Raw genomic sequence first — 26,038 nt, 5'->3', positions numbered from 1 at the left:
TTCGCGAAGCGGGCGGCCATCCGGCCCTCCATGGTCCCCAGCAGGCCGCGCACCGTGCGGGCGTTGCCGAAGGAGGCCGGGTCGGCCCGCCGCGTGTGCAGCAGCCAGCGCGTGGCGCGCTCGGCCACGCCCTCGCCCAGGCGGTAGCCCTCTGCGGCGGCCATCCGGCGCAGGATCTCCACCAGGTCCTCCGGGGAGTACTCGGGGAACGGCACCCGGGCGGTGAACCGGGAGCGCAGCCCCGGGTTGGCGTCCAGCAGCCGGTCCATGTCCCGCGGATATCCCGCGGCGATGACGACCAGGCGGCCGCGCCACTCCTCCATCTCCCGGACCAGCGTGTCGATCGCCTCGGCGCCGAAGCCCCCCTGCCCCCCGGTATCACGGACCAGGCTGTAGGCCTCGTCGATGAACAGGACGCCGTCCAGGGCGTCGTGGACCGCCCGGCGCACCAGCGGCGCGGTCTGCCCCACGAAACCGGCCACGAGGTCGGTGCGGGTCGCCTCCACCACGTGGCCCTTGCGGAGCAGCCCGAGCTCGCGGAACAGCCGCCCGGTGAGCCGGGCCACGGTGGTCTTGCCGGTCCCGGGCGGCCCGGTGAACAGCAGGTGGGGCGGGGCGAGGCCGCCCTTGTTCAGCGCCTGGCGCATCCTCAGCCGGTTGGCGAGGTTCTCCAGCTCCTCCCGGACCGGCCCCAGCCCGACGTAGGCGTCGAGGCCCGCCAGCAGGTCCGCGGGGTCGGGCGCGGGCCTGGGCAGGTAGGCCCGGTACGGCTCGGGGATGTCCTCGGGCGTGACGGGCTCGGCGACCTCGCGCCGGATGCGGTGGACCCACTGCTTGCGGACGGCGTCGGCGAGGGTGCGCATGTCCCGGGCGTTGGCGAAGTTCTCGCCCCTGGTCCGGTGCATCTCGGTGACGATCTCGCGCAGCCTGTCCTCGGTGCCGGGCGCGAGCTGCAGGCCGCGCTCGGCGAGGCGCTGCAGCAGGATCGTGTGCAGGGTGGCGGGCGGGTAGTCGGGGAAGGCGATGACGTTGTGCTGAGGGAAGCGGCTTTCGAGGCCGGGGTTGGCCGCGAGGAACTCCCGCATCTTGTCCGGGTAGCCGGCCACGACGACCACGAGGCGGCCGCGGTCGTCCTCCATGCGCTTGAGCAGCGTCTGGACGGCCTGGTCGCCGAACCCGTCCCGCTGGTCGCTGAGGCCGTACGCCTCGTCGACGAAGAGGACCCCGTCCAGGGCGCGGTCGACGGTCTCCTCGGTCCGCGCGGACGTCTGCCCGACGTAGCCGGCGACGAGGTCGCTGATGCTCGCCTCGACGAGGTGGCCGCGGCTCAGCAGGCCGAGGTCACGGTAGATCTCGCCGATCAGCCGGGCCGCGGTGGTCTTGCCGGTGCCCGGGTTGCCGGTGAACACCAGGTGCAGGGCCGGGGGTTCGCAGGCGGTGAGCCGGCCGGCGGCCCGCAGTTCCTCGTCCGCCTCCACCTCGGCCCGCAACTGGTCGACGTGCTGCTTGAGCTGGTCCAGGCCCGGCAGAGCGGCCAGCCGTTCCCAGGGGGTGCGCGCGTCCTCGGTCACCGTGCCGACCCACTGCCGCACGATGCGGGAGCTCAGCGCGCCCTCCGTGCGGGCCACGTGCCGCAGCCGGGCCCGCCAGGACCGGACCGTTCCGTGCCCGGCCGCCATCGCCCGGACGACCGCGTCGAGCTCCCGCCAGTCGGCGATGCCCATGCGCTCCTCCAGCCGGACCGCGTGGACGAGCCGCTCCAGCTCCGCGGCCTGCGGGTGGCCGATCCGGAAGGTGCCGCTGCGTCCCGGGGCGGAGCGCCGCTCGCTCACGAAGGCGTCCAGCAGCGGGAACCCTCCGCGGAGCCGTACGAAGTCCGCCACCTCCTCCAGCGTCGGCTTGCGGAAGACCAGGATCCACTGGTTGCGGTCGTCTGCGTGGTCGGCCCAGGCCGCCATGGCGTCGGCCAGCTGCCGCGCGGCCCGCGTGTGCTGCAGGATCTCCTCGGTGTGCGGGAACACCACGGCGGTGCGCTGCCCGGGCCGGCGCAGGTAGCCCGCGAGGGTCATCACCCCGAACGGGTCGGAGACACCGGCCGGCGGCGCGGCGGGCGGGCCCCCGGTGTCGCCCCGGCCGGCGCCGTCGGTGGCGCCGGTCTCGTCCTGCCGGTTTCCGGGAGGATCCGGTGCGGAGCCGGGGCCGAAGTCCCGTACCAGCAGCCCGTCGAGCGGGCCGCGCAGCCGGGGGTGGCGCATGGTGCGCCGGCGCGGGGACCCGGGCGCGGCCGTGCCGCGGGCGGCGCCGCCGCTGCGGGAGAGGTCGCGGGAAGCCCGGTCCCGGAAGTAGAGCGGATGCTGCAGGGAGCTGAAGACGACGCGCTCGAAGCCCTCGGCCCGCAGCAGCCGCCACAGCGACTGTTCCAGCGGGCACACCTGGTAGGCGCTGTCCACGAAGAGGTCCCCCACCCCCGGGCCGTAGAGGACCGTGAACGGCTCGCCGCTGTGCAGGAAGACCGGATCGAGCCGCTCCGTCGTCGCGACGGGCGGGGACGACGCCTCCGTGGCGGCTTCCGTCATTCCGCGGCCGTCCCGGGCCGCGGCGCTTCCTCCCGGTACCCGGGCGAGGCCGGGGCGGCGGGACCCGGCCTGCGGTGGCGGGCGACGTCCAGCAGGCCGGGGTCCGGGGCACCCGGCTCGCTCACCGGCGCCGACGCCCGCAGGCCGTCCGCCGCCAGCGCCTGCTGGATCGCCTCGGCCCGGTCGCGGAGATCGGCCTCGGACGTGGTGTCGTGGTCGTAGGAGAGCACGCGCACCACACACCGCTCCGAGTCCCGGCCGGCCTGCGCGATGTCGACCACGATCTCGTTGCCGCCGGCCTCGTTGCGGAGCCTGGCGTAGTACCGGCCGCGAGGATCGGCGTTCTCGTACTCCCCGTCGACCAGGTCGTAATAGGCGTACTCGCCGAGCGAATGGGCCACCGCGTCGGCGAGGTTCACCCGGATCTGCGAGGCGAGGTGACGCATGCCGGCCCGCTCCACCGTGCCGCCCAGATCCTGTTCGAGCCGGGGCGCCTCCTGGTCGCGCAGCTCGTGCAGATCGGCGGTGCCCGTCGCGTCGTCGCGGGCCCGCGCGAGGGCGTCCGCGGCCTCATGGCGGAGCGCGTCGAGCTCACCCTCCGACCAGTAGCCGACGTCGAGCGCGTAACCGGCCAGGACCTCGCCGTCGGGGCCGATGACCGGCCGCTGCTCGTTGCCCCGCACGAGGGCTTCGACGCGCACCAGGGCCTCGACCGCCTCCTTCTGGGCCGAGCAGCGTTCCAGCTCCCGCTGCTCGGTGTCCACGCGCAGCTCGCTCAGCGAGTGGTACGTCTCCTGCGCCAGCGCCAGGGCAGCCTCGAACCTGCCCTCCGCGGCGTTGTGCTCCGCCGTGCCGAGCCGCGCGATCAGCCGGTCCAGCTCCCCGGGCGCGTACCGCTCGTGCGGCAGCGTCCCGGCGATCAGCCCGGCCATGGTGCGGGCGTCCGCCAGCCAGGTCCGCACGATCTCCCCGGCCCGCGCCCGGTCCTCCTTCATCGCATCGACGTCCCGGGACAGCCGGGCCATGCCCGCCCGGCGCTCGGCACGCTCCGCGGCCAGGGCCCTGCACGCCTCCTCCTGCTGCTCGGCCAGGCGGCGGCGGGTCTCCTCCCGGAGCCGGCCCGCGGCCTCGTCCAGCGTGCGGTGCAGCCGATCGGCCTGTTCCCGGAGCCTGCGCGTGGTGTCGGCCTCCAGCTGCCGGGTCCGGTCGCTCAGCCCGCGGACCGCCTCCTCGTGGCGCTGCTGCCGCTCCCGCACCCCGGCGAAGGTGCGGTCGACGTCCGCGCGCGTCTGGGCCCGCACCTCCTCGATCAACCGGGGGAGGTTGCGCTGCACGTCCTTGAACTGCTGTGCCTTCCGCTGGATGCGGTACCACTCCGACTCGTCGACCTGGATGCGCTTCCTACCGCTCATGGCTGTTTCCTTCCCGGGAACATGCGGGCGCGGACGGCGTCGACCGCGCTGTCGAAGGCGGCCGGCAGACCCAGGGGCGGCACGCCGATGAGCAGGGCCTCCGGACCGCGCACGGCGAGTTCCGCGGTGCGGGGCCCGCGGCCGAAGTCGTACCCGCAGTCCGCCAGCCTGGATGTGAGGTGGTGGATCCCCTGGTTGGAGCTGCCGCGCAGCCCGCGCCCGTCGTTCAGCGCCGCCACGTACCGGCCGTCGACCAGGACGTCCACGACGGCGAGGAGGTCCGGCACGCCGGGCGACGGCGGCCGGGCGCGCAGCCGCTCCAGGCGGTGCCCGGTGAAACAGACCACGGACACGTCCCGGATCTGCCGGGCCAGGCGGACCACTTCGGCCAGCCCGGCCGCCTGCTGCATCGGCTCGCCGCCCGAGAGGGTCAGCCCGGTGACCCGCGGGTCCGCGAGCAGCTCCTCCGCCAGCTCGGCGGGACCGGCGAGCCGGGCCGGGCGGTCGGGGATCCAGTCGGGCGCGATGCAGCCGGCGCAGCGGAAGGGGCACCCCTGGACCCACAGGGCCGAGCGCACCCCCGGCCCCAGCGCCTCGGTGCCCACGTACGTGGCGGCGACGTTGAGCACGGCCGGGGCGGCGCTCACTGCGGCCGCCCCGTGAAGGAGGGCAGGCCGTCGGCCCACTGCGCGGGGAGGTACGTGAACGACACCCCGTTGACGACGACCTGGCGGCCGGGACCGCACGTCGCCCGGCTCTCCCGGTCCGCGGAGCCGTCCGGCGTGTAGCGGATCAGCAGATCCACCTGCGGCCCGTCGCCCGTCCTGCGGCGCCGGCCGTGGACGGTGCCGCGCCCGCCCGCCCGCGGCCGCAGTGCGACCCTGCGCCCGGAGAGGGCTATGCGGTCCGGCAGCGCCCCGCCGAACGCGGGGGCGAGCAGCAGTTCGCCGAGCAGGCGCGGGCGGTTGGTGCGCCGCCACCACAGCCAGACGGCCAGCAGGGCGGCCGTGACGCCCGCGAGCAGGGCGGGCAGGAAGGCCGCGGAGCCGACCGTGGCCCGCAGCGGCAGGTCCCGGCCGGTGGTCCGTACCCGGCCGGGCACGTCCAGCCGGACGTCCGGGGCGAGCGCCTGCTCCCAGTCCGACGTCACCCGGCCGGACACCCGCAGCGCGGCGCCGGCCTTCTCGGTGCGGCGGTACGGCAGCGGGCCTGCCGGCAGCTCGCCCTCCAGCCGCACGGTGTATGTCTTGGATTCGCCTGGCCTCAGGGTGATCCGCGACGGCAGCCCGCCGACACCGAGGGAGGCGCCGCCGAGCGCGGCGCTCACCTGACTGATGGTCAGCGGCACGCGTTCCGTCGTCGACCGGAAGGTGACGGAGGCCGTCGCGGACCCGCCCGTCACGTCGCGCGCGGCGCCGTCCGCCCAGGACACGGTGACCCCCTTGCCGAGGTCACGGGCGAGGAGCAGGCCCGCCTTGCGGGCCCGGATGCGTTCCCCCGCCCGCTTCAGGTACGCGCCCAGGTCCTGGACGCTGTCCGGCCGCATCACGCTGGTGTCGCGGACGACGCTCCCGAGCAGTTCCGCGCCCGTGGCGCCGCTGCCCAGCGGCAGGGCGTACCCGGCCAGTTCCGCGCGCTTCCCGACGGCCCCGGCCCGTGTGCGCAGGCCGTCCCACGCGGGACCGGTGGCCTTGGGGTACCGGGAGCCCCCCGGCGGGTGGTGCTCCCCGTCGGTGAGCAGCACCACGGAGGCGATCTCGGGCGCGCCGGGCCGCTCCAGCTCCCTCAGCGCCGTCTCCAGGGCGGCCCCGATGTCGGTCTCGCCCCCCGGGTCGGGGGCCGCGGGCAGCCGCGCCATGATCGCGTCGGTGTTGCCCGCCGAGCCGATGTAGCGCGCCTCGGGGCGGGAGTCGAAGGTCACGAGGGCGACGTGGTCCCGCGGCGACAGGCCGTCGAGGAAGGGGCGCAGGGTGGAGCGCACGGTGCTGTACCGGCCCCCGCCGGCCATGGAGCCCGAGGTGTCCACGAGGACGACGTAGTCGGCCGGCTGGTCGCCGATGCCGAGGGCCCGGTAGACGTCGGCGCGCGACGGGACCGTGTCGGCGGACGCCGGGGTGCCGGCGAGCGGCCAGACGGCCAGCAGCGCCACGGCCACGACCGCGGCGCGGCCCTTCGCGGCGAGGCGGCGGACACGTCCGGCGCCCGGCCCGCGGTGCGGGGGAGCGGGGCTCTGCCCCTTGGCGGACTGCTCCTCGACGGACTGCCTCACGAGCGGGCCCCCTCCAGGTCGGTCGGCAGGACGCCGAGCGGGTATTCGCCGGGCGTCCCGTCGCCCAGCGGCTGCAGTACGAGGCGGGCCGTCCCGTCGTCGGCGATGCGCACGCCCACGTGGAAGCGCTCCTCCTCGCCGCCCGGAGGGATCGACAACGCGCCCACCGGGGTCCCGGAGCCGCCCTCCGCGTCGTGCACCCGTATCCGGACGGTGCGCGCGGCGGTCCGGCCGGCCGGACCGGCCGGACCGGCACGGAACCGGACGCGCTGCCCGCCGGTTTCGGCGAAGACCGCCTCCCCGCCCGGTTCCAGGGCCCCGGCGGGGCTGATCAGCAGGGCCTCCGCACGGAGTTCGCCCGCCACGGTCCGGTGAGTGCCCACGCTCACGGCGTACGGGTAGCGGTCGGCGGGGTCGGCCTGCCCGGCGGCGACGAGCGCGGCCCCGAACACGGCCGCCAGCGCGGGGTCCACGCCGCCGGGCAGCGCGACCGGAGCGCTCTGACGGCCGGTCAGGTGCCGTATCAGCGGGCCGAACCGGGCCGCGCCGCCGGCGGCGACCACCGGTGGAGCCGGCTGACCGGTCAGCGCCTCGTCCAGCACGCGGTCGAGACCGCCGGTGAGCCGGTCGAGCGCGCGATGCACCACTCCGGCGGTGACCGGGCGACCGGCCACCTGATGGACCACGGCGCTCTCGTACCGCGGTCCGGGACGGCGAGCGGTGCGCTCCAGGGCCGTGTCGATTCGCTGCGCGGCGCCTTCCTGAGCCCTGGCCCAGGCGAGTTCCCGCCGCGACGCCTCGTCGTCCGGAAGTCCGGCGCCGGCCAGCACGGCGGCGTCGAATCCCGCGCCGTAGCCGCCGGCGGGCGCGTGCCGGGCCGAGCCGGTCACGACCACCGCCCCCGGGGCGAGGGAGCACACCGACACCTCCGCCGCGGTGGCGCCGAGGTCGCACACGGCGTAGCGGGGCGCGGCCGCCGTGCCCGCGTGCCGCAGCAGCGCCATGACCGCGTGCGGCGTGCCGAGCGTTCGCAGGTGCGGCACCGGGCCGGCGCGGTGGAGCTCGGTGAGGACGTCCGTGGCCCGGCGCACATGACCGGCCCGGTCCTGCTGCGGGACGACCAGCACGACCCGCTCGGGTGTGCCGTAGTGCTCCACGTACGCGGCGTACGCGGCCCGCAGGGCGGCGTCGCGGTCGCCGCCGTGCCTCCCCGGGACGGGCAGGCCCTCCTCGGAGAGCAGGCCGGGCAACTCGGCCAGCACCGGCCTGCCGTCCGCGGTGACACGGGCGACGCGGGTGAAGCGGGCACCCGCGTCGACGGCTATGGCGGCGGAGACCGTCATAGTGGGTCTCGGAACCTGCGCGGGTGAGGGATGTGCCAAAACCGACCTCTCTTCTGTGCGTGCCCGGGGTGCGCGGCCGGATGCTCGGCGGCCCCCGGTGGTGCCGCCGTCGGCGGCGGTGGCGGGTGGGCGGCCGGCATCCGCGGGGCGAACCGGGGCGGGCCCTCCACGGCCTCCAGCACCTCTTGGAGGTCGGCCATCTCGCCGCGGATGAACTCGGCCAGCCGCTCGCACACGGCCCTGCCTCCCTCCGCCCGGGCGAGCGCCGCGTACAGCTCCCGGCCCAGGCCGGGCACCGCGGCGTCCAGCGCCATGCCGAGGAAGTAGCCGTCCCGGGGGTGCCAGCCGGTCAGACACACGGCGATCTCGTCCAGCAGCTGCTGGGGAATGCGGTGATGGGGAGACGCCTCTGCGATGATCCGGGCCAGTGTCTCGAACGGCGCCTCGTCGCGCAGGGCGTTGCGGAAGTCGCGGACCGGGCGCAGCCAGTCCAGGTGGTAGCGGCACTCCAGGACCGCCACCAGGCCGTCGGGGAGCACCAGGGCGAGCCAGCGGTGAGGGTCCTCGGTGAGCCGCCGGCCGAGGAGCTCGCCGACGAGGGATTCCGCGGTGGGCCACTGCTCCATCAGCAGGCGGAGCACCTGCCAGGAGCTCGCGTCCGGCGCGTCGCCGAGCAGGGCCTCCACGGCGACGCGTTTGAGCTCGTAGTCGTACCCGATGCGCCGGACCAGGGCGGAGGCGTAGGCGGCGCGGGCTCCCGGGTCGGTGAGGTGCTGCAGCCGTGGCATCGCCGCGGGGATCCGCGCCCCGTCCGCTGTCTGTCCGACGAGCGCGCGCAGCAGGTCGGCTTCCGCGGCAGTGCCGGGAGGCGTGCCCGGGCGGCCCGGCGGGACGAGCCGGTCGAGGGCGGGCAGCAGGTGCAGGCGGCCCTCGCTCCGCTGCGCGACGTCCTCCAGGCGCGGCCACATGAGGCCGGTCACCTCCGGCCCGCCCCCGGCCTCGGCGAGGTCCAGAGCGGTCCTCCAGGCGTCGTCGGCGGCGTTGAGGAACTCGGCGGCGTCGACCGGGGAGGCCTGCTCCGGAGGGTGGAGCCCGGCCAGGACACCGGCGAACAGGAGCCACCCGCGGGTGCTGCCGGCGGTGTGCCGGGCCCGCTCCGTCAGCCGGCGAAGCGGCTTCAGGTCGCGGGTCTCGTTCTTCAGCAGGGTGCGGAGCCAGGCGAGCCCCGCCTCCCGGGAGCGGAGGAGCAACCGGTCGGCCGCCTCCGTGGTGCGCCCGAACTCGTTCTCCACCATGTAGACGAGCGTCCCCGTCCACGTGGGGTCCTGGTTCGTGGCACCCACGAGGGCGGTGAACAGCTCGCCGAAAGCGCCGGGATGCTCCGGTTCCATGGCGCTCGCCAGGCTCAGATAGCGCCTGGCCCACGTGAACGAATCCTGCGTCGAGCCGGTCAGGACGACGTCCCGGGCGAGCAGGTGCGGCGTCGACGGGCCCCAGTGCTGCTGGAGCAGTGCCTGGGCCAGGTCGCTGCCGCCGCCGAGCGCGCTCCGGGCCAGGAAGGGCACGACCGCGCCCAGCCGGATCTCGCCCAGGGTGTGCGCCGGGTGCAGCTCCAGCAGCCGCCGGACGTCGCGGAGATCTCCTTCTCCGCGGAGGATCTGTGCGACGACCGCGTCCGGCAGGTCGGCCTCGCGCAGAGCGCGGACGGCGTCCTCGGGACTGCCGGCCGCGATGACGTCGACGGCGCCCAGGAGGTGTGCGACCAGGTCGGCGGTGGACCGGCCGCTCTCCCGCAGCCTGAGGAGCTCGGCCAGGTAGCCGTGGGCCGCGGCGCCCTGGGGTTCGGGCGGGAGGCCCGCCCCCAGGCGGACTTCCAGCCGGCCGGTGGGCGCGGTGGCGGCGAAGACCAGCCGCAGGTCGTGCTCGGACCGGCCCGTCCAGGTCGCGGCGCTGAGCCAGGCCCGGCACCCGTAGGGCAGGAGCGAGCAGATCGCGTCGAGGACGCGGACGCGTTCGGAGGGGTCCGGAAGCGCGGCGCCGGGCGGCATGGTGATCGCCACCTGCCGGTTGTCGAGCAGCTGGGCGGCGACGCGGGCAGCCCACTCGAAGGACAACCGGTCGACGACGGCGGCGAGTTCGGCGGCCTGTGCGCGACACGCTGTGAGGACCACCCCCGCCCCGGTGGCGAGCGGCCGGTCGCCCGGCAGGACCCGGTCGAGCGCCGACCAGGTCAGCCCGGCGGCGCTCGCCTCGGACCAGTCCAGCAGGAGCAGCCGCCAGGTGTAGCTGGGGGCGCCGGTGCCGTCGGTGCGGCCGTCCCAGGTGGTCTCCACGACCGCACAGACCGGCGTCGGATCCGTGCTCACGCTGCCCAGGAACACCCGCCACGGCAGGCTCTCCGCGGGGGCGCGGCTGTCGGGCACACCGGTGGTGGCGCCCCAGAGGTAGAGCTTCGCCCGGCCCCTCGGCAGGCTGCCGTCGAGGACGTCGTACCCCATGGCCTGCCCCGGATGCTTGCCCAGCACCGCCCAGTCGGCGGTCACCCGTACCGTTCCGAGGCCGTCGTTCACCGGCGCCACCTCTTGCGTCCGCCGCGTCCGGCGCGGATCCGGCGCTCCAGGTCGGTCAGCGGCTCCAGCACGTTGATCGGCTCGGGAGAAGTGCAGATCCGGCGGACCCCGTTGACGGTCTCCTCGTTCGCGTAGTTGCGGTAGTCGAAGACGTGCTGGGGATTCAGCCGGAAGCCGATCGCGGACGTCGCGTAGTACGAGATGCGCTCGGGATGGAAGAAGGTGGACAGCCCGTCGCGGACCAGGCGGGCCGTGGAGCCCCGGAAGTCGTCGCACATCCACTGGAAGAAGCGCCCGCCGAGCCGCTCGGGGACGCGCGGCAGCTGCGAGCCCACGGAGTCCTGGGTGACCCAGCCCGCCTCCACGGCGGGCCGGAAGACGTCCGGGTGGTCGAACTTGGCGACGCACACGGAGACGTGGTGCGGCAGCCGGCCCCGGTCGTGGCCGCCGCTGTCCCGGACGCGCGAGCTGAGCTCGTTCAGCGTCGCGAAGAAGAACGTCAGGCTCTCGGTCAGCTCGTGGGCGTCCCCCAGCGGATCGAAGAGGTAGATCAGCCCCTGGGCCCGGGCCAGCTGGTCGACGATCCCCTGGTGCTGGGGGTGGTCCGCCCGGAACACCTCGCCCGACGCGTCCTGGACCTCCAGCACGAAACCCGACTCGCGAGGCCGGAACCGCAGTGCCCCCGACGCCTCCTCCCGGCCCTGGAACGACCAGCTCATGCCCTGGATGCCCACGGTGGCCTGGGGGAAGACCCGGCGGACCGCGAGCTGCGACACGCTGTCGGTGAGGAAGGTGTTGGACTCCGGCGTCATGCCGCTGATCAGCCAGTTGCCCTGACCGTGCCGCTGGTACTGCATCGCGGCGATCGGCATCGCCGCCAGATAGGTGGTCTTGCCCGAGCGGGGCGCGCCCCACAGCCCGATCCGCAGGCGGTCCGGTCCGTCCCCCTGCTCCTGCGGCGCCGCCGGGATCCGCAGCGGGTCGAGGTTGCCGTCCACGACGGGCGGCAGGGGCGGCAGCGCCGGGTAGGCGGGCGCGGCGGGCAGGCTCGACGACGCGGGCCCGTAGGGAGCGGCCCCGGGCTGCTCGGGAGCCTGGGGCGGCACGTGGGCGGAGTCCCACCGTCCCGCACCGTTGTTCTCGGGCTCGGCGGGCTGTGCGCCGTTGCCGGAGCGGGGAGCGGCCGGCGCCCATGGGTGGCCGTCGTCCGACTTCTTGTTGGGGTCGTAGAAATCAGCGGACATGAAGTCTCCTCGAACCGGAGCGGTGTGTCACAAGAGGGGCGCGGCGAAGGCCAGGCGGCAGTCGGGGCCCTCCACCCGCCAGACCGGGGTGAGCTCCTTCGCCACGGCGGCCGCGGCATCGGCGCCGGGCCGGAAGGCGCCGTCGGCGGCGAGGGCGGCCCACGCCGCCTCGGCGTAGTGGTGGGCCGCCGCGCCCGGTTGGTCGGACGGCGGAGGTCCGGTGACGGGATCCGCCCTGGTCATCACCCGCACACCGGTGGAGCGCAAGCGGCCCAGCTCGGCCTGCCAGTCGACGCCGAGCGGGCAGCCGGGGACGATGCCGCGCTGCTCGGGCAGCCCCGGCGGCCGGCGAGCGACGATCAGGACCACGCGCCGCACGTGCTCCGCGTAGCCACCGGTCGTGGTGGCGAGCCCCGCCACCGCCTTGAGCGCGTCCTCCAGCGACGACGCCGTGTCCTGCGCGCGCCGTGCGGGCCGCCAGCCGCCGAGGGCGGCCAGGGTGGCGGACGGCGGGCCGACCGGAACCGGCGACTGCAGCAGCACCCGGGGAGAGGCGTAGGCGCTCTCGCGGATCACGTGGTCGTAATGGCCGACCGCCCCGGTGCGCAGAAGGGCCTCGGAACCGTCGTGCCGGGCCAGCGCCGAGACGAGGTCCCGGACGAACTCCAGGCGCTCCTCGGTCTCCGCCTCGTCGCCGCCGCTGAGCTCGACGGTGAACAGGAGCTCCAGCCGCGCGGGGCGGACGATCCGGCGAGGGAGGCGGAGGGTGGGTATGTCGATGGCGGTGTGCTCTTCCGGTGTGCGGGGCGCGCCGGTTGTGCCCGGCGAGCCTGGGGTGTCCGGTGTGCCTTGCATGTCTGCCGGCATGCCAGGGGTGTCCGGCGAACTGTCCTTGTGGGCGACGAGCTCGACCTCGCCGGGTCCGTGCAGGGCGAACGTCAGCCGGGCTCTTTCCCCTGCCCCTACGGTGACTTGGTGTACGGCCAGGGGTGTGGCGCCGGAGCCGTCCGCGGCCGGTCTGCCGGCCAGCACCGGGAGGAGGAGCGGCGCGGGAGCGCCGACGCCGCCGTACACGGTGATGTCCGTGGTCGCGGTTTCCCCGCGGGCGAGCCGGGCGCCCGCGGGGAAGAGCACATGGCTGTGGAGCCGCACCGCCCCGGTCAGCCGGTCGGCCCGCGCCAGCAAGAGGGTGTGGTCGGAGAGGAGCGGCGCGGTGCGCAGGAGCTCCCGGACGGCGTCGGTGGTCGTGCCGTCCGCGGCGATCGTCCTGCCGCGGTGCACCTCGGCCAGCAGGGGGCAGGCGGCGCGTACGGCGGCCGCGGCGCGCTCCAGCAGGACCCAGCCGCTGCGGGGTGTCAGCAGGACGCCGGAGCACCTGCCGGAGAGCCGGAGGCGCGTCTTCAGCCAGTCCACGACGGCGGCGTCGAATTTCCTGCGCGAAACGGGCCCCAAGGTTCCGATGCCGCCTGCTAGTTGGAAACGGCGGATATCTGGGCGGTCGTCGAGTTCCGGGGCTATCGAAGGCCATTCGGTCATTTCCGTACCGATGTGGCGGGGTATGCCGCCCTCACCTACCGCCACCTCGGCCAGGGCGGCGCCACCAGGCGTGAATTCGATGAAGAAAAGCTGTTCGGTGCCCTGATCGAACAGGGAGTCGATGTCATTTCCGTGATCCGTAGCCGCTGCCCCGGGAGACTGTCCCGGGTAATCCGGCGGAAGGGGCGGATCTTTCTCCCCCGGTCTCGGTGGCCCGCCCCGGAGGAGGGCCGCGGCCCTTCCGCGCGCGTGTTCGTACCTGGTGCCGTCACGTCCGTACCCGGTGCCGTCGCGGCCGGACGGATCCGGCGCCGAGAGCGCCGCTGCCCGTGCGTCCCAGGCGTGACCGGCCCCCTCTAAGGCCGATATGGCCTGCTGTATCTCCTCCGCCGTCAGCTCGCCCAGGACCGGGTCGTCGTGGAGCCGCCATTGACAACACGGACAGACCGTGCAGAACTCGCCGTCCTGCTCGGGAGTTCCGCACACTGGGCACGCCTGATCAATACGGGTTCCCCCCATCCGATGAATCCCCCGACTCTCCATGGTGATCCGCCGGTCACCGGCGCCGACGGGCCACCTCGATCTCCCGGGATCTCCCGAGATCCCAACTGGCTTTTTCCGCCGCACAGTTCACGGTGTCCGGCCTCGGAGTCCATCATGATGACACAGCGGCCCCGGGGTGCAACGCCTCTTGGGAGGAATTCCGAAAGGATCATTCCACGGTCGCATTCAGGGGCCCCGCCACCGGTTGACGCGGCGGCGTTCTGCCGTGGGCTGGGCGGCCCTGCGTGACGTGCCGGCGATCCGCTCGACCGCGGCGGTGACGGTTGTCGTCGGCGCGCTGCCGTCGTCCGAGGGTGCGCGTCAAGCGGCGGATACCGGGGCCCCGCCGGCGCCGTCGAGGGGGTGGCATCGGGCGACGAGCCCACGGTGCACGGCGGCCACGGCGCTCACGCGCAGGGTGCAGCCCCGGCCTCGCCGTACGGTCACGGTGGTCGAGCGCGGCCGCTCGGCGGCCCCGGCCGGGTGGTGCGGAGAAAGTCGGCGACCTTGCCCGGTGTGCCGAGGGCGACCGTCAGCTTGGGGCCGAAGCGGTGCGATGGGCCGCGCCGCCCACGGCCGTGGCGCCCGCGCACCGAGCACGGGCAGTGGACCTGTGCTCGTGGCCCCGGCCCCGGTTCCCCCGGGGCCGGGGCAGCTTCCGCCGGACGGGCGGCGCGATGCGTAGGGGGGTGGTGTCGGTGCTACGACCCTGGCGCGTCCGGGTTGGTGGGGATCTCGAACGGCGTCCGGTTGTTGTTCGTGTTCTATCGTCGATGCTGCTCACGGATACCGAGCCGCCGGTCACCTTGCCGGGAGCGGGGATGTCCTCGTCCAGCCGGACAGGGACGACAGTCGTCGCCGACAGTGACGGGCCCAGGCCGGCCGGGAAGGTGCAGCGCACCCGCTGGCCGCTCCCGAAGACGAAGCAGCTATCGGGGAAGAACGGTTCCTCAGGCATGAACGACGGCCCGCCGACCACGGTGACTGATCAGAGCAGCGTCGACGGTGGCGCCGACGGCTGACGGATCACCGGACGTGCCCGCACGAGACGGGGGCGGCAAGCTCACGGGCGCACGTAATCAAGTTTGACTAGTCGACCGGGAGGCCGTACCTTGCAGCCTCTAGTCAAGTTTGATTACTGCCTGGGGAGAGTGTTTTGTCTGACTGCGATCCGGCGATCGTCGTCGAAGGCCTGCGGAAGAGGTACGGGGACAAGCAGGCCCTCGACGGACTCGATCTCACGGTCCGGGCCGGGACCGTCCAGGGGATTCTCGGCCCGAACGGCGCGGGCAAGACCACGGCCGTACGCATCATGTCCACGCTGCTGCGCCCCGACGAGGGGCGCGTAGAGGTGGCGGGAGTCGACGTGAGGACCGGGGCGGACGAGGTGCGTTCGCGGATCGGGCTGCTCGGCCAGAACGCCGCCGTCGACGAAGAGCTCAGCGGCCGCCAGAATCTGGAGATGTTCGGCCGCCTGTACCATCTCGGCGCGCGCCGCGCCGGCGCGCGGGCCGACGAGCTCCTGGCCCGGTTCGGGCTCGCCGACACCGGGGGCAAGGCCGTCAAGCAGTACAGCGGCGGCATGCGGCGGCGGCTCGACCTGGCGGCGTCCCTCATCTCCCGGCCTCAGGTGCTCTTCCTGGACGAGCCCACGACCGGGCTCGACCCTCGCGGCCGCACGGAGGTGTGGAACGCGGTGCGCTCACTGGTGGGCGGCGGCACGACCGTCCTGCTGACCACGCAGTACCTGGAGGAGGCCGACCAGCTGGCCGACCGGATCGCGGTGATCAACCACGGAAGGGTCATCGCGGAGGGCACGGCGGACGAGCTGAAGTCCAGGACCGGCGGTGACCGCATCGACGTGGTCCTGCACGACGCGTCCCAGCTGGCACGCGCGGCCTCTGTCCTGCCCGGTGACGCAGTGGTGGACGAGGACCGGCGGATGGTCAGTGCCTCGGTCACCGACCGGATGGCCGCACTCGCCGAGACCGTGCGGGTACTGGAGGCGGCCGGCATCGAGGCGGAGGACATCGCGGTACGCCGGCCGACGCTCGACGAGGTCTTCATGCACCTGACGAAGGAGGACGCCGCATGAGTGCGACTCACGGTGTGAGCACGGCGCACGGCACGGGTTCGAAGCTGAGCTGGGCGGCCGCCGACTCCTGGACGATGACCAGGCGCGAGCTGGCCCACTGGGCGCGTCAGCCCGTGCAGGTGGTCGTCGGCCTGGTCTTCCCGGTGATGATGCTGCTGATGTTCAGCTACCTGATCGGCGGCGGGCAGGGCGTCGACGGGGACTTCAAGGCCTACCTGGTGCCCGGCATGCTCACCATGACCATGGCCTTCGGCCTTGAGGCGACGATGCTCTCGGTCACCCAGGATCTCGGCAAGGGGGTCATCGACCGGTTCCGCTCGATGCCCATGAACTCCGGCGCGGTCCTGGTCGGACGGAGCGCCGCGGACATGCTGCAGTCGGCGGTCGGCCTGACCGTGATGATCGCGGTCGGGTACGCGATCGGTTGGCGCCACCACGAAGGATTCGCCTCCTTCCTGGGCGCGGTGGGGCTGCTCTTGCTGCTGCGGTTCGCGATGCTGTGGATCGGCATCCACCTGGCGATGGTCGCGGGCAAGCCGGAACTGGTGCAGGCGGTGCAGATCCTGGTCTGGCCGGTCAGCTTCCTCTCCAACGCCATCGCCTCGCCCGAATCGATGCCGTCGTGGCTGGGGGCGATCGTGGAGTGGAACCCGATGTCGGCGACGGCCACCGCGGTACGCGGTCTGTTCGGCAACCCGGGCGCGGATGGCGACTCCTGGGCCGCGACCCACGCGGAACTCCTCGCGGTGGCCTGGCCGGTGGTCCTGATCGCGGTGTTCTTCCCGCTGGCAGTGAAGCGGTTCCGGGACCTGAGCCGCTGACGGACCCGGCCCCCGGCCCCCGGCCCCCCGGCCTCCCATCCGGCCCGGTCCGCCGGATGGGAGGCCGGGGAGCCCTCGGCGCGGCGCGGCGCGGTCTGCGGTGCAACAGCTATATCGACTGCACCGCAGACCGCAACCGAGGCGGACGAGCCGGCCCGGCGCTGGTTCATTTGCCCGCGTCTTCCGCGAGGGTGTGGGCGACCAGAGCGTTGGCGTGGCCGTGCCCCAGGCCGTGTTCGGCCTTCAGCCAGGTGACGAGCTCCATGTGCTTGGCCAGGGGCGAGGAGCGGATGAGGTCCTTCCATTCCGTGATCGGGCGGCCGTACTTCTTCTCGATGGAGGGGAAGTAGCTGGCAGGGCCTTTCGGCGTGGCGGTCATGTCGCGTTCTTCCTTCTGGAGCCGTGTGCGTACTTCGGGTGCGGGAGCCTGGTCGGCGGATGCGTACTTCGGGTGCGGGAGCCTGGTCGGCGGGCGACCTGCCCGTCGAAACAGCTTGGGCGAACGGCCTAGCCGTCGGTCCGTTCGTGGCGGAGGAGAACCACCTGGGAGTCGAAGGTCCTGGTCTCGGCCAGGGTCAGGTCGATGCGCTGCTGCGGGGAGGCGAAGACGGGCTTGCCGCCGCCGAGGACGACGGGGTGGACGAAGATCTGGTACTCGTCGATCAGCTGGTGCTCGGTCAGGAACCCGGCCAGCGCGGAGCCGCCGAACAGCAGCAGGTGCGCACCGCCGTTCTTGAGCGCGGTGAGCTGCTCGACGACGTCGGTGTTGATGACGCGGGTGTTCCAGTCGGCCTCGGTCAGCGTCGAGGAGACGACCACCTTGGACGCCGCTCGCCAGACGGGTGCGAACGCGAGGTCGTGCTCGTGGGTGGAGAACTCCTCAGCGCGGGGCCAGAAGCCGGACATCATGTCCCACACCACGCGGCCGTACAGGAAGATGTCGGCGCTGTCGGTGAGGGCCTGTGAATAGGCGGACAGTTCGCCGTCCATGCGGGGCCAGTCGAACTCGCCGTTCGGTCCTTCGATGAAGCCGTCCAGCGACTGGTGCACGAAGTGCGTGATCTTGCCCATGAGTGCCGGGTCCCCCTTCGGCGACAGGCGTCCGGAAGGCCGCCGATCGCCACTTGTGTACGATGTCCACATTCGGAGGGTGTATTGATCCGCATCCCCCGAGTGATCATGCAGGAGCCTAGACGACCTAAGTGGATGCTGTCCACATTGGAGGCGGCGGCCATGACGGCAACCAAAGACGGCAAGCCCAAGCGGGAGACCTACCGCCACGGCGACCTCCGCAACGCACTGATCGAGGCCGCCCTCGAACTCGCCCGTCAGGGCGGCCCGGAGGCCATCGTGCTGCGCGCCGCCACGCGGGAGGCCGGGGTCACCCCCAACGCCGCCTACCGGCACTTCGCCGACCGCGGCGCCCTGCTCCACGCCGTCTCCCAGGCGGCCATGGCCCAGATCGCCCGCACGATGGAGGCCGAACAGGCCGCCCTGCCGCCCGCCGGAGACCCGGCGGCCGCCGCCCGGGCCCGCTTCCGTGCCGTCGGCACCGGCTACCTCCGCTTCGCCCAGGAGCAACCCGGCCTGTTCCGCACGGCCTTCCACGTGCCCGGCGACATGGCCCACGCCGCCGCCGAGACCGCCGCTGGCATCACCGGCAAGACCCCCTTCGAGCTGCTCGGCGAAGCCCTCGACGGCCTCGTGGACGCCGGTCTTCTGGCCGAGGACCGGCGCCCCGGAGCCGAGTTCCTCGCCTGGTCGGCCGTCCACGGACTCGCCGTCCTGCTCATCGACGGCCCGCTCCGCGGCCTCCTCCCCTCCCAGGCCCACGAAGCCGGCCGGCACGTCATCGACATGATCGAACGCGGCATCTGACACACCGAGCGCGGGTTCAAGAGGCGGAACCCCTGCGGTAGCGGTCCGCCCGCTCCCATGCCTCCTCCCACAGCAGGGACTTGTGCGAGCCCGGGGAGACGCCTGCCGTCAGGCCGACGAAGGTCAGCAGCAGGTCCTTCGACGGCATGCGGCGGCCGCTGAGGACCGCGCCGAGGGTGGAGCGCGGCAACCGGCCCGGCCCCGCGAGGAGTTCGAGCTCGCGGAGCGTACGGTAACCGGGTTCGCCCCGGGTGCCGCGCATGGCCCGCATGGCGTCGAGGAGGTCGAGCGGCCGGCGGATGAACTCCGGCTTGAGGGGCGGCGGGGACGGTCGGTGCTCCCCGGCCGAGGCGGCCTGCTTCCACAGACGGTACGCGTGCTGCTCGTCGCCGCCGCAGACGCGGACGTAGACGCGGACGGTGGACCACGCCGGGAGCCGCTCGCCCCGGTCGGCGTGGAAGAAGCGCAGGTACGGCACCTGCTGGTGAAGATTTGCGGTCGCGTAGTGCGCCATCCGGCGGTAGCTCTGCCCCGAACGCCCGCGCAGTGACCGCAGCCACTGCGCGAGCGTTTCCACGGGTTCAGGCATCACCGGGGCGCTGGTGCGGCACCCCACGGACGCCTCCTTCAGACGCGGTGGGCAGCGAAGGCGGCGGCCGTGCGGCGGATGACGCCGACGGCCGTGGTGCCCGCGACGGCGAGGACCGCCGCCACCGATTCCAGCGGCAGACCGAGCAGCGTCAGCGTCACGGCCGCGGTGAGCACGACCACGATGATGACGACGGCCGTTCCGGGCAGCAGGAGTCTGCCGGGCGTGACGGGGTTCTCGATGCACTGGGTGGGCGTTATGCGCTGGGCGGGCGTACGCATGTCCAAGGTGATCTCCTCGGGTCCGTTGCCACTCGACACGAGGTCCCGAAAGCGTCCGTCCGGCCTTGCAGGGCCGGAACAGACCAGTACCTCAAGGTCTCACGTTCCTCCTGGTGCACGAGCGGCGTCCAGACGGCGCACGCGTGGTTGTTTCACTCTGTCCCGATCCCAGAGCACGCTCCTCGGGGGAAGCGCCGCAGGTCAACGCGACTTCGGCGTGCGGCTGTTTCGCGGCGACGCGGTCGTAGTCCCCTTTTCCGGCCCACTCCGCCGTTGCGGGAGGCCTTCCCGGGGTGGATGGTTACCTCGTATCGGGGAGGCGGACAGCGCCCGGCAAGGCCATCCGCTCCCGACCGACGAACGGCTAGCCGAAAGGCGAAGGGGGGCTGACATGACGTCAGTGCGGCCGGACATGGCCCTGCCCCTTTCCTTCCTCGATCCGGTTGGCCGGCGTACGGGCTATTGCGCCATATCGATACGGTCAGGCCGTCCGGTTCGCAGCAGAGCCGCTTCCTGTTCGCCGCGTGGTGCTCCCGTGCATGCCTGACTTCTCTCCGCCGTGTGCTGTGCCACGGCCTTTCGACGCGGTCTCCCCGGCCGTTGCCACTCGACACAAACAGGGGATACAGGATGGCCTTTGTTGCAGCAGAGGCTGTCCGGATCAGGTTCGGTGCCCGTGCCTCCGGTGCTCGGAAGAGCTTCCGGAGGCACGGGCAGCGGGCTGTCCGCCGGCAGTGGCCTGTCCGCCGCCCGTGCCGGCTGCTGGTCACGTCATCGAGTGCTCCAGGATCGCCTTGACGGTGGTGTCGTCCAACGACGGGTTCGGGTCGTTGGCCGTGTTGCCGACGACCGACCCCGCGACCGTTTCCAGGTCGCCCGGTGCGAACCCGTGCGCGCCCAGGCCCTCGCGGACGCCCGTGTCCTCCATGATGCGGCCGAGGGCGAGCCCGACGTCGGGGCCGCCCAGCAGCTCACCGATCCGGTCGAAGGACCCGGGGGCGTGGGCGTAGGTCAGTTCCAGCCAGGCGGGGTAGACGGCGGCGAGCCCGCGGCCGTGGGAGATGCGCACGCGCGGCACCGCACCCATGGCCTGCTGCACACGGTGCGGGAGGCACGTGCTGGCGTTCGCGACGTTCAGGCCGCCGAGGAGGGCGGCCAGCGCCATGTCGTCGAGCACCTCGTCGGAGAGGTCGCCGGCGACGGCCTGCGGGAGGCGGTGGCCGAGCAGGCCGAGCGCCCACTCCGCGTGGTGCCGGGTGATGGCATTGGCGCGCCGGGCGACGTAGCCCTCGACCGCGTGGGCCAGGGCGTCGAACCCGCTCTCGGCCGCGACCCGTGCGGGGACGCTGCGCAGCAGGGCGGGGTCGATCAGGGCGACGGCCGGGAACAGGTCGTCGCCGCGGATCCCGGCCTTGAGGCTGCGGTCCGTGTCGGTGACGATCGCGCCCTTGGTGACCTCGGCGCCGCTGCCCGCCGTGGTCGGGACCGCGATGACGGGGACCGGGTCGGCGGTCCGCTCCAGCGTGCGGCCCACGAGCGGGCCGCACGGACCGTGGCGCAGGCTCACGGCGACGGCCTTGGCCGCGTCGAGGGCGCTGCCGCCGCCGAGGCCGATCACGACGTCGCAGCCCGCGGCCCGGGCCTGCGCGACCGCGGCGTCGATCTCGTGCGCCCGGGGGTCGGGCGAGACGTCGTCGAAGACGGTGACGCGCACCCCGGCGTCGGCGAGGGAGGACAGGGCCGCGTCCAGGTGCCCGTGCCGGCGGGCCGAGGTGCGCCCGCAGACGAGGAGGGCGTCCCGGCCCCGCTCCGCGGTGACGGCGCCCAGTTCGGCCAGGCGGCCCCGCCCGAAGCGCACGGTGGTGGGGGTACTCAGATCGATGATCACGGTGTGGCCGTCCTTCCGGGGGAGTGCTGGGACCGCAGGGCGTCGAACACGGCGCACGTGCCGTCCGCGAGGTACTGGAGGGCGGACCCGCCGCCCCCGGACACCGGGCCGCCCCAGGGGAGTTCGGCCACGGTGTCGCCGCCGAGGAGCAGGGCCCGCACGCCCGGTGCGGCGAACGCGTCGAGCAGGGGGCGGGCCGCGGTGCCGAAGCCGTCGGTCCAGCGGCTCGGGGTGCCCGCCAGGAGGGCCCGGCCGCCGTGCTCGCGCAGTTGCCGCAGCGTCTCTTGGGTACGCGCGGGGAGTTCGAAGTCCACGATCGCGTGGTCGGCGGGGACGCCGTCGGCGAGGTCCACCGTGCGGGCCTCGCCTCCGGGGCCGCGGACGACGACCCGCTCGGGGAGGTGGATCTCGGCGTGGGAGCCGGCCAGGACGCGGGAGGCCGCCTCGGCGCACTTCCCGGGGCTGCTGCCGAGCTCCGAGCGCCCGACCTCGTGGCCGAGGACGCGCAGCAGGGTGGTGAGGACGACGCCGCCGGGCACGACGACGTCGTAGGTCTCGGCGAGCCGCCGGAGGCCGATGAGAGTCTTCTCCGGCTTGACGCCGCCGAGGACGGCGACGGAGCGGGTGCCGGGTGCGCGGCCGGCCCAGGGGGCCAGGGCCGCGGTCTCGGCGAGCAGGCTGTCGGCGGCCCAGCCGGGCCGGTGGTGCAGGATGCCGGTGTTCGAGGCGTGGGCGCGGTGGGCCTTGGAGAAGCCGCCGACGGCGACCAGGTCACCGAGGAGCGCGAACTGCCGGGCGAGCTCCGGGTCGCCCGCCTCCTCCCCGGCGTGGTGGCGGGTGTTGCCGAACAGCACGACCTCGCCGTCCCGCAGTGCGCGGGCCCGTTCGACGGCCCCGTCCCCGGTGGACTCGGGGTGGTAGCCGACCTGACGGCCGAGCGCCCGGCCCAGGTGACGGGCCACGTACTCCAGGGACCGGGCGGTGCCGTCGCGATGGCTGCCCTGGTGGGCGAGGACGGCGACGCGGGCCCCGGCCTGCGTGAGGCGCAGCAGGTCGGGGACCTCGCAGTCGATGCGGGTGGTGTCCGCCAGGGCCGGGCCGACGTTGAAGCCGGCGGAGAAGACCCACCGCTCGCCGGCCCGGACCGGCCGTTCCCGCAGGAGCGGGAGTCCCGCCATGGCGGGCGCCGAAAGCGCCGAAAGCATGGAGGGAACGGAGGGAACGGAGGGAACGAAAGGAACGGAGGGAACGGCGGGTGGGCTCGTGGGCTCAGAGCGCATGGTGGCGGAGCCCGGTGGTCTCGTCGATGCCCAGCATGACGTTCATGTTCTGGATCGCGGACCCCGCCGCGCCCTTGACGAGGTTGTCCGTGACCGCGACGACCTTGGCGATGTTGCGCTCGGTGTCGACGTCCAGGCCCAGGTGACAGAAGTTGGAGCCGTTCACCGCGGCGATCGAGGGGTAGAGGGAGTAGTCCTTGACGTTCAGACCGCCGCGCGGGGAGCGGGCGTTGACACGGACGAAGTACTCGCCGGCTGCGCCCGCGCCGTAGAACTCCTGGTACAGCGCGACGAGGTCGTCCCGGGTGGTGCCCGCGGGCACGTCCACGTTGGCCTGCAGGTGGATGCCGCGGGCGAAGTCGCCGTGCGTCGTGTTGAGGTCGACCTCCACGGGGCGGCCGGAGAGGCCGCCGAGGACCTCCTCCAGCTCGGGCCCGTGCCGGTGCCCGCCGAGGCTGTAGGCGAGCATGGACCCGGCGACCTCGGCGTGCATGAGGGCGCGCTTGGGAGTGACGCCGGCGCCGGTGGTGCCGTTGACCGCGTGGACGGAGACGCGCCGGCCGGTGGCGGGGCCCTGCAGCAGCGGCGTGAGGCCGAGGATCGCGGTGATCGCGTAGCAGCCGGGGTTGGCCACCAGGCGGGCCTTCGCGATGTGCTCGCGGTACAGCTCCGTGACGCCGTACACGGCCTCGCGCAGCAGGTCGGGGGATTCGTGGCGGGGGCCGTGGGCCCGCTCGTAGGCCGCGGGGTCCGCGAAGCGGAAGTCGGCGCTGAGGTCGATCACGCGGGCGCCGCGGTCGAGGTAGTGCCGGGCCGTGCGCATGGCCTCGCCGGTGGGCGTGGAGAAGAAGACGACGTCCAGCTCCTCCGCCCGCTCCGCGAGCCGGTCGGTGGTCAGGAAGGAGAGCCCGGAGCCCAGGAGGTTCGGGTGGATCTCCTCGAAGTCCTTCTCCTCGCGGGAGGTCGGCAGGATCCGTGCCACGTTCGGGTGGCCCAGGAGCAGCCGGCAGAGTTCGCCGCCCGCGTAGCCGGTGCCGCCGATGACGCCGACGGTCAGGTCCTGGTTCTTCTGGGTGTTCATCCACTCTCCCGGTTGACCTGCAGCAGAATCTTGCCCACGGTGCCGTCCGCCCGGTCCATGAGGCGCAGGGCGGTCGCGGCGTCCCGCAGGGGGAAACGGTGGGTGACCAGCGGCACCGGGTCGATCTCTCCGCGGCCCAGCCAGCCGATCACCTCTTCGAAGTCGGCGGCCGTCGACAGGGCGGAGAACCGCACGGTGAGTTCGGCCGAGACGAGGGCGTTCCAGTCGACGTCCTGCGGCCCGCCGAAGTAGCTGACGACGATCACCTGGCCGCCGGGCCGGGTGACGGCTGCCGCGTCGGCGACGGCACCGGGGTGGCCGGAGGCGATCACCGTGACGTCGGACCCGGCGGGTGCCAACGCGGCGGCGCCGGAGCGGAGTTCCTCCTGGGCGACGTCCACGTATCCCTCGGCGCCGACGGAGCGGGCGAGCTCCCCCTTGGCGGGGCCGAGGTCGGCGCAGTGCACGGGCCCGAAGCCCAGGCGCCGGGCGGCGACGACGCACGCCAGGCCGATCGTGCCGGTGCCCAGGACGGTGACGACCGGGCCGCCGGAGGGGTCGGCCAGGCGCATGGCGTGCAGGCCGATGGACAGGGGCTCCACCATGGCTCCGGCCTCGTGGCCGAGCCCGGCGGGCAGCCGGTACGTCATGTTCTCGCGCAGCAGCACGAAGTCGGCGAAGGATCCCTCCCAGCCGAGATGACTGAGGTTGGTGCGGTGGCGGCACAAGTGGGTCGCCCCGGTGCGGCACGGCGGGCAGGCGTCGCACGAGGCGTACGCGGACGAGCAGACGAGGTCGCCGACGGCGAAACGGGTCACGCCGGGACCGGTGCCGACGACCTTGCCGCAGAACTCGTGGCCGAGGACGACCGGCGCCTTCTTGTAGGGGTGCAGCCCGCGGTAGGCGGACAGGTCGGAGCCGCAGATCCCCGACACGGCCACGCGGACGAGGAGTTCACCGGGGCCCGGTTCGGGCACGGGCACCTGCCGGTGCTCCATGGTGCGGTCGGCGGTGAGGACCGCCGCGTTCATCGTGGGGTGGACAACAGGCCCCATTAACACATCCTGTTCATGACGGGGGCGCCGGAGAGCATCGCCTCGACGGCATCGGTGACGCGCTCGCCGATCCGGCGCTGGGCATCGGCGGACATGGCGCCGATGTGGGGGGTGAGTACGACGTTGTCCAGGCCGGCGAGCGGCGAGCGGACGCCCTCGGCCGCGTGGACGTCCACGCCGGCACCGGAGATGACGCCTTCGGAGAGGGCGGTGTACAGGGCCTCCTCGTCGACGACGCCACCGCGGGAGACGTTGACCAGGAACGCGCCCGGCCGCATGGCGCGCAGCTCGTCGGGTCCGATGAGGTGACGGGTGCGGTCGTTCAGGGGGACGGCCAGGCAGAGGAAGTCCGCGGTGCCCAGCAGCTCCGGCAGGCCGGCCATCCGGTAGCCCTCGGCGGCGAGTTCGGCCCGCCGCTCCTCGTCGGGGCGGCCGACGGAGACGAGCACGGACATGCCCAGGGCCTTGCCGATCCCGGCGATGCGGCTGCCGATGTGCCCGAACCCCACGACGCCCAGGTTCTTGCCGGCGAGCTCGACGCCCGCGAGAGCGGGTTTGCGCCACTCGTCGCGGCGTATCTGGCGGTCGGCGAGGGCGATGTTGCGGGCGGCGGCGAGGCAGAGGCCGAGGGCGAGTTCGGCGACGGCGTTGGCGGAGCCGCCCGGCACGTTGCACACCGTGACGCCGGCCCGGCGGGCCGCGCCGAGGTCGATGTTGTCCGTCCCGGCGCCGGCGCGGACGATTCCGCGCAGCCCGGGGGCGGCCTCGATGACTTCGGCGGTGAGCTTCACTCCGCTGCGCACGATGATGATCCGGGCGTCGCGGACGCGGTCCGCGACGTCCTCTTGCGGTGTGCCGTAGGCGAGTTGGACGTCGTGGGCCGCGGACAGCCGCTCCAGGGCGCCCCGGTCGACGGGGTCGAGCACGACGACGCGCACCGCTTCGGGGGCCGTCGGGGATGGTGATATCACGTGCAGAGATCTTCCTTCGTGCGCTGGCGTATTCACGGCCGCGGTCCCTTTGACACGGGATTCCCGCACCGGCCGGAAGTTCTTACCGATCCCTGACCAACCCCCCTGCCCGGGACGTGTTATCCCGGGTAGCTCCACCCCTTCGCCGAGTAGATCAAATGGGATCGGAATCCGTCAACGGTGTTGGTTGCATGAGCCACGGAGATGCGGTCCGCGAGGGATTCGCGGAGGTGTACGGGTGGGCCGGAGGGCCGGCGTACGGGCGGGTCCGGGCGGGGGGAGGCGTCGGGCGGGAGCGGTGCACCCCACCGTCCGGGGTGCTCACGGAGGGGAGCCTAGGCGTGACCTGCTGCTGCGATCAAGGCGCGTTCCTTCGGCCTTCAATGTGGACATACATGGGCACATGTGGCAATAGGCCTGGTCGAGTTGGCGATAAGTGCATGGGGAATTCACTTCCTTGACGCTTGCGATCTTGGACGCATAGTCTCCGGTGAGAGCCGAGGGGACGGGGTGCGACCCGTCCGCCGCCATGGTCCGGGCCTGCTGTGACGCCGACGTCGCCTGCCCGTCACGACCGGCGAATCCGACGCCTCTTCGCGTCCGGCC

20 protein-coding genes are annotated in these 26,038 nt (G+C 73.6%); 3 read left to right on the top strand and 17 right to left on the bottom strand.

Annotated elements, in window-relative coordinates; all coding sequences use genetic code 11:
• The 8 genes from NQU55_RS29805 to NQU55_RS29770 form a co-directional block, all read right to left on the bottom strand.
• The coding region (locus NQU55_RS29805; protein WP_256791505.1) for an AAA family ATPase at positions 1 to 2,576 on the bottom strand (2,576 nt) is incomplete at its 3' end.
• Positions 2,573 to 3,988 (bottom strand): hypothetical protein, encoded by a 1,416-nt coding sequence (locus NQU55_RS29800; protein WP_240976487.1) that lies wholly within the window; start codon positions 3,986 to 3,988, stop codon positions 2,573 to 2,575. The genes NQU55_RS29805 and NQU55_RS29800, both read right to left, overlap by 4 nt.
• Positions 3,985 to 4,635, bottom strand: coding sequence for a 4Fe-4S single cluster domain-containing protein (locus NQU55_RS29795; RefSeq protein ID WP_256791504.1), 651 nt, complete (start codon positions 4,633 to 4,635; stop codon positions 3,985 to 3,987). Before NQU55_RS29795 ends, NQU55_RS29800 begins: the two co-directional genes overlap by 4 nt.
• Positions 4,632 to 6,257 carry a VWA domain-containing protein gene (locus tag NQU55_RS29790; RefSeq protein ID WP_168093745.1) on the bottom strand — a complete coding sequence of 542 codons (1,626 nt, stop codon included), beginning with the start codon at positions 6,255 to 6,257 and terminating at the stop codon, positions 4,632 to 4,634. Before NQU55_RS29790 ends, NQU55_RS29795 begins: the two co-directional genes overlap by 4 nt.
• A complete protein-coding gene (locus tag NQU55_RS29785) occupies positions 6,254 to 7,600 on the bottom strand; it encodes a hypothetical protein (protein ID WP_168093744.1) in 1,347 nt (448 codons plus the stop codon). The genes NQU55_RS29790 and NQU55_RS29785 overlap by 4 nt, the downstream gene beginning before the upstream one ends.
• Positions 7,597 to 10,170, bottom strand: a complete 2,574-nt coding sequence (locus NQU55_RS29780; protein WP_256791503.1) for a hypothetical protein — start codon at positions 10,168 to 10,170, stop codon at positions 7,597 to 7,599. Before NQU55_RS29780 ends, NQU55_RS29785 begins: the two co-directional genes overlap by 4 nt.
• Positions 10,167 to 11,414, bottom strand: coding sequence for a hypothetical protein (locus NQU55_RS29775; protein ID WP_168096693.1), 1,248 nt, complete (start codon positions 11,412 to 11,414; stop codon positions 10,167 to 10,169). The genes NQU55_RS29780 and NQU55_RS29775 overlap by 4 nt, the downstream gene beginning before the upstream one ends.
• A gap of 27 nt (positions 11,415 to 11,441) precedes the next feature.
• On the bottom strand, positions 11,442 to 12,866 hold the full coding sequence (locus NQU55_RS29770) for a hypothetical protein (protein ID WP_256791501.1): 1,425 nt from the start codon (positions 12,864 to 12,866) through the stop codon (positions 11,442 to 11,444).
• A gap of 1,783 nt (positions 12,867 to 14,649) precedes the next feature.
• On the opposite strand from NQU55_RS29770, the gene NQU55_RS29765 reads away from it, so the two are divergent.
• On the top strand, positions 14,650 to 15,588 hold the full coding sequence (locus NQU55_RS29765; protein ID WP_168094632.1) for an ATP-binding cassette domain-containing protein: 939 nt from the start codon (positions 14,650 to 14,652) through the stop codon (positions 15,586 to 15,588).
• A complete protein-coding gene (locus tag NQU55_RS29760; RefSeq protein WP_168094633.1) occupies positions 15,585 to 16,409 on the top strand; it encodes an ABC transporter permease in 825 nt (274 codons plus the stop codon). The genes NQU55_RS29765 and NQU55_RS29760 overlap by 4 nt, the downstream gene beginning before the upstream one ends.
• Positions 16,410 to 16,575: 166 nt before the next feature.
• On the opposite strand, the gene NQU55_RS29755 is transcribed toward NQU55_RS29760, so the two are convergent.
• Together NQU55_RS29755 and NQU55_RS29750 are read right to left on the bottom strand one after the other, a co-directional pair.
• On the bottom strand, positions 16,576 to 16,788 hold the full coding sequence (locus NQU55_RS29755; protein WP_168094634.1) for a DUF4287 domain-containing protein: 213 nt from the start codon (positions 16,786 to 16,788) through the stop codon (positions 16,576 to 16,578).
• 128 nt (positions 16,789 to 16,916) lie between these two features.
• On the bottom strand, positions 16,917 to 17,480 hold the full coding sequence (locus NQU55_RS29750; RefSeq protein ID WP_168094635.1) for a dihydrofolate reductase family protein: 564 nt from the start codon (positions 17,478 to 17,480) through the stop codon (positions 16,917 to 16,919).
• Positions 17,481 to 17,642: 162 nt separating this feature from the next.
• Between NQU55_RS29750 and NQU55_RS29745 the strand changes: the two genes are divergently transcribed.
• The gene (locus tag NQU55_RS29745; protein WP_168094636.1) at positions 17,643 to 18,287 is read left to right on the top strand and encodes a TetR/AcrR family transcriptional regulator; all 645 of its coding nucleotides are present in this window, start codon (positions 17,643 to 17,645) and stop codon (positions 18,285 to 18,287) included.
• A 16-nt stretch (positions 18,288 to 18,303) separates the two neighbouring features.
• Here NQU55_RS29745 and NQU55_RS29740 read toward each other — a convergent pair whose 3' ends face one another.
• The 7 genes from NQU55_RS29740 to NQU55_RS29710 all read right to left on the bottom strand — a co-directional run bounded on the left by NQU55_RS29740 (position 18,304) and on the right by NQU55_RS29710 (position 25,432).
• Positions 18,304 to 18,876, bottom strand: coding sequence for a hypothetical protein (locus tag NQU55_RS29740; protein WP_256791500.1), 573 nt, complete (start codon positions 18,874 to 18,876; stop codon positions 18,304 to 18,306).
• Between the two features lie 38 nt (positions 18,877 to 18,914).
• Positions 18,915 to 19,163 carry a hypothetical protein gene (locus NQU55_RS29735; protein ID WP_168094638.1) on the bottom strand — a complete coding sequence of 83 codons (249 nt, stop codon included), beginning with the start codon at positions 19,161 to 19,163 and terminating at the stop codon, positions 18,915 to 18,917.
• A gap of 760 nt (positions 19,164 to 19,923) precedes the next feature.
• A complete protein-coding gene (locus NQU55_RS29730) occupies positions 19,924 to 21,045 on the bottom strand; it encodes an iron-containing alcohol dehydrogenase (protein WP_168094639.1) in 1,122 nt (373 codons plus the stop codon).
• Complete coding sequence (pgk, locus tag NQU55_RS29725; RefSeq protein WP_168094640.1) at positions 21,042 to 22,250, bottom strand: phosphoglycerate kinase; 1,209 nt, start codon at positions 22,248 to 22,250, stop codon at positions 21,042 to 21,044. The genes NQU55_RS29730 and pgk overlap by 4 nt, the downstream gene beginning before the upstream one ends.
• Positions 22,251 to 22,314: 64 nt before the next feature.
• A complete protein-coding gene (argC, locus tag NQU55_RS29720) occupies positions 22,315 to 23,406 on the bottom strand; it encodes an N-acetyl-gamma-glutamyl-phosphate reductase (RefSeq protein WP_256791499.1) in 1,092 nt (363 codons plus the stop codon).
• Positions 23,403 to 24,461, bottom strand: coding sequence for a zinc-dependent alcohol dehydrogenase (locus NQU55_RS29715; RefSeq protein WP_168092483.1), 1,059 nt, complete (start codon positions 24,459 to 24,461; stop codon positions 23,403 to 23,405). The genes argC and NQU55_RS29715 overlap by 4 nt, the downstream gene beginning before the upstream one ends.
• The gene (locus NQU55_RS29710) at positions 24,461 to 25,432 is read right to left on the bottom strand and encodes an NAD(P)-dependent oxidoreductase (protein WP_168092482.1); all 972 of its coding nucleotides are present in this window, start codon (positions 25,430 to 25,432) and stop codon (positions 24,461 to 24,463) included. The genes NQU55_RS29715 and NQU55_RS29710 overlap by 1 nt, the downstream gene beginning before the upstream one ends.
• Positions 25,433 to 26,038 lie beyond the last annotated feature (606 nt).

Source organism: Streptomyces telluris (assembly GCF_024519335.1).
Taxonomy (GTDB): Bacteria; Actinomycetota; Actinomycetes; order Streptomycetales; family Streptomycetaceae; genus Streptomyces; species Streptomyces telluris.
The sequence above is the reverse complement of the archived record's forward strand: the minus strand, read 5'-3'. Positions and strand labels throughout refer to the sequence as shown.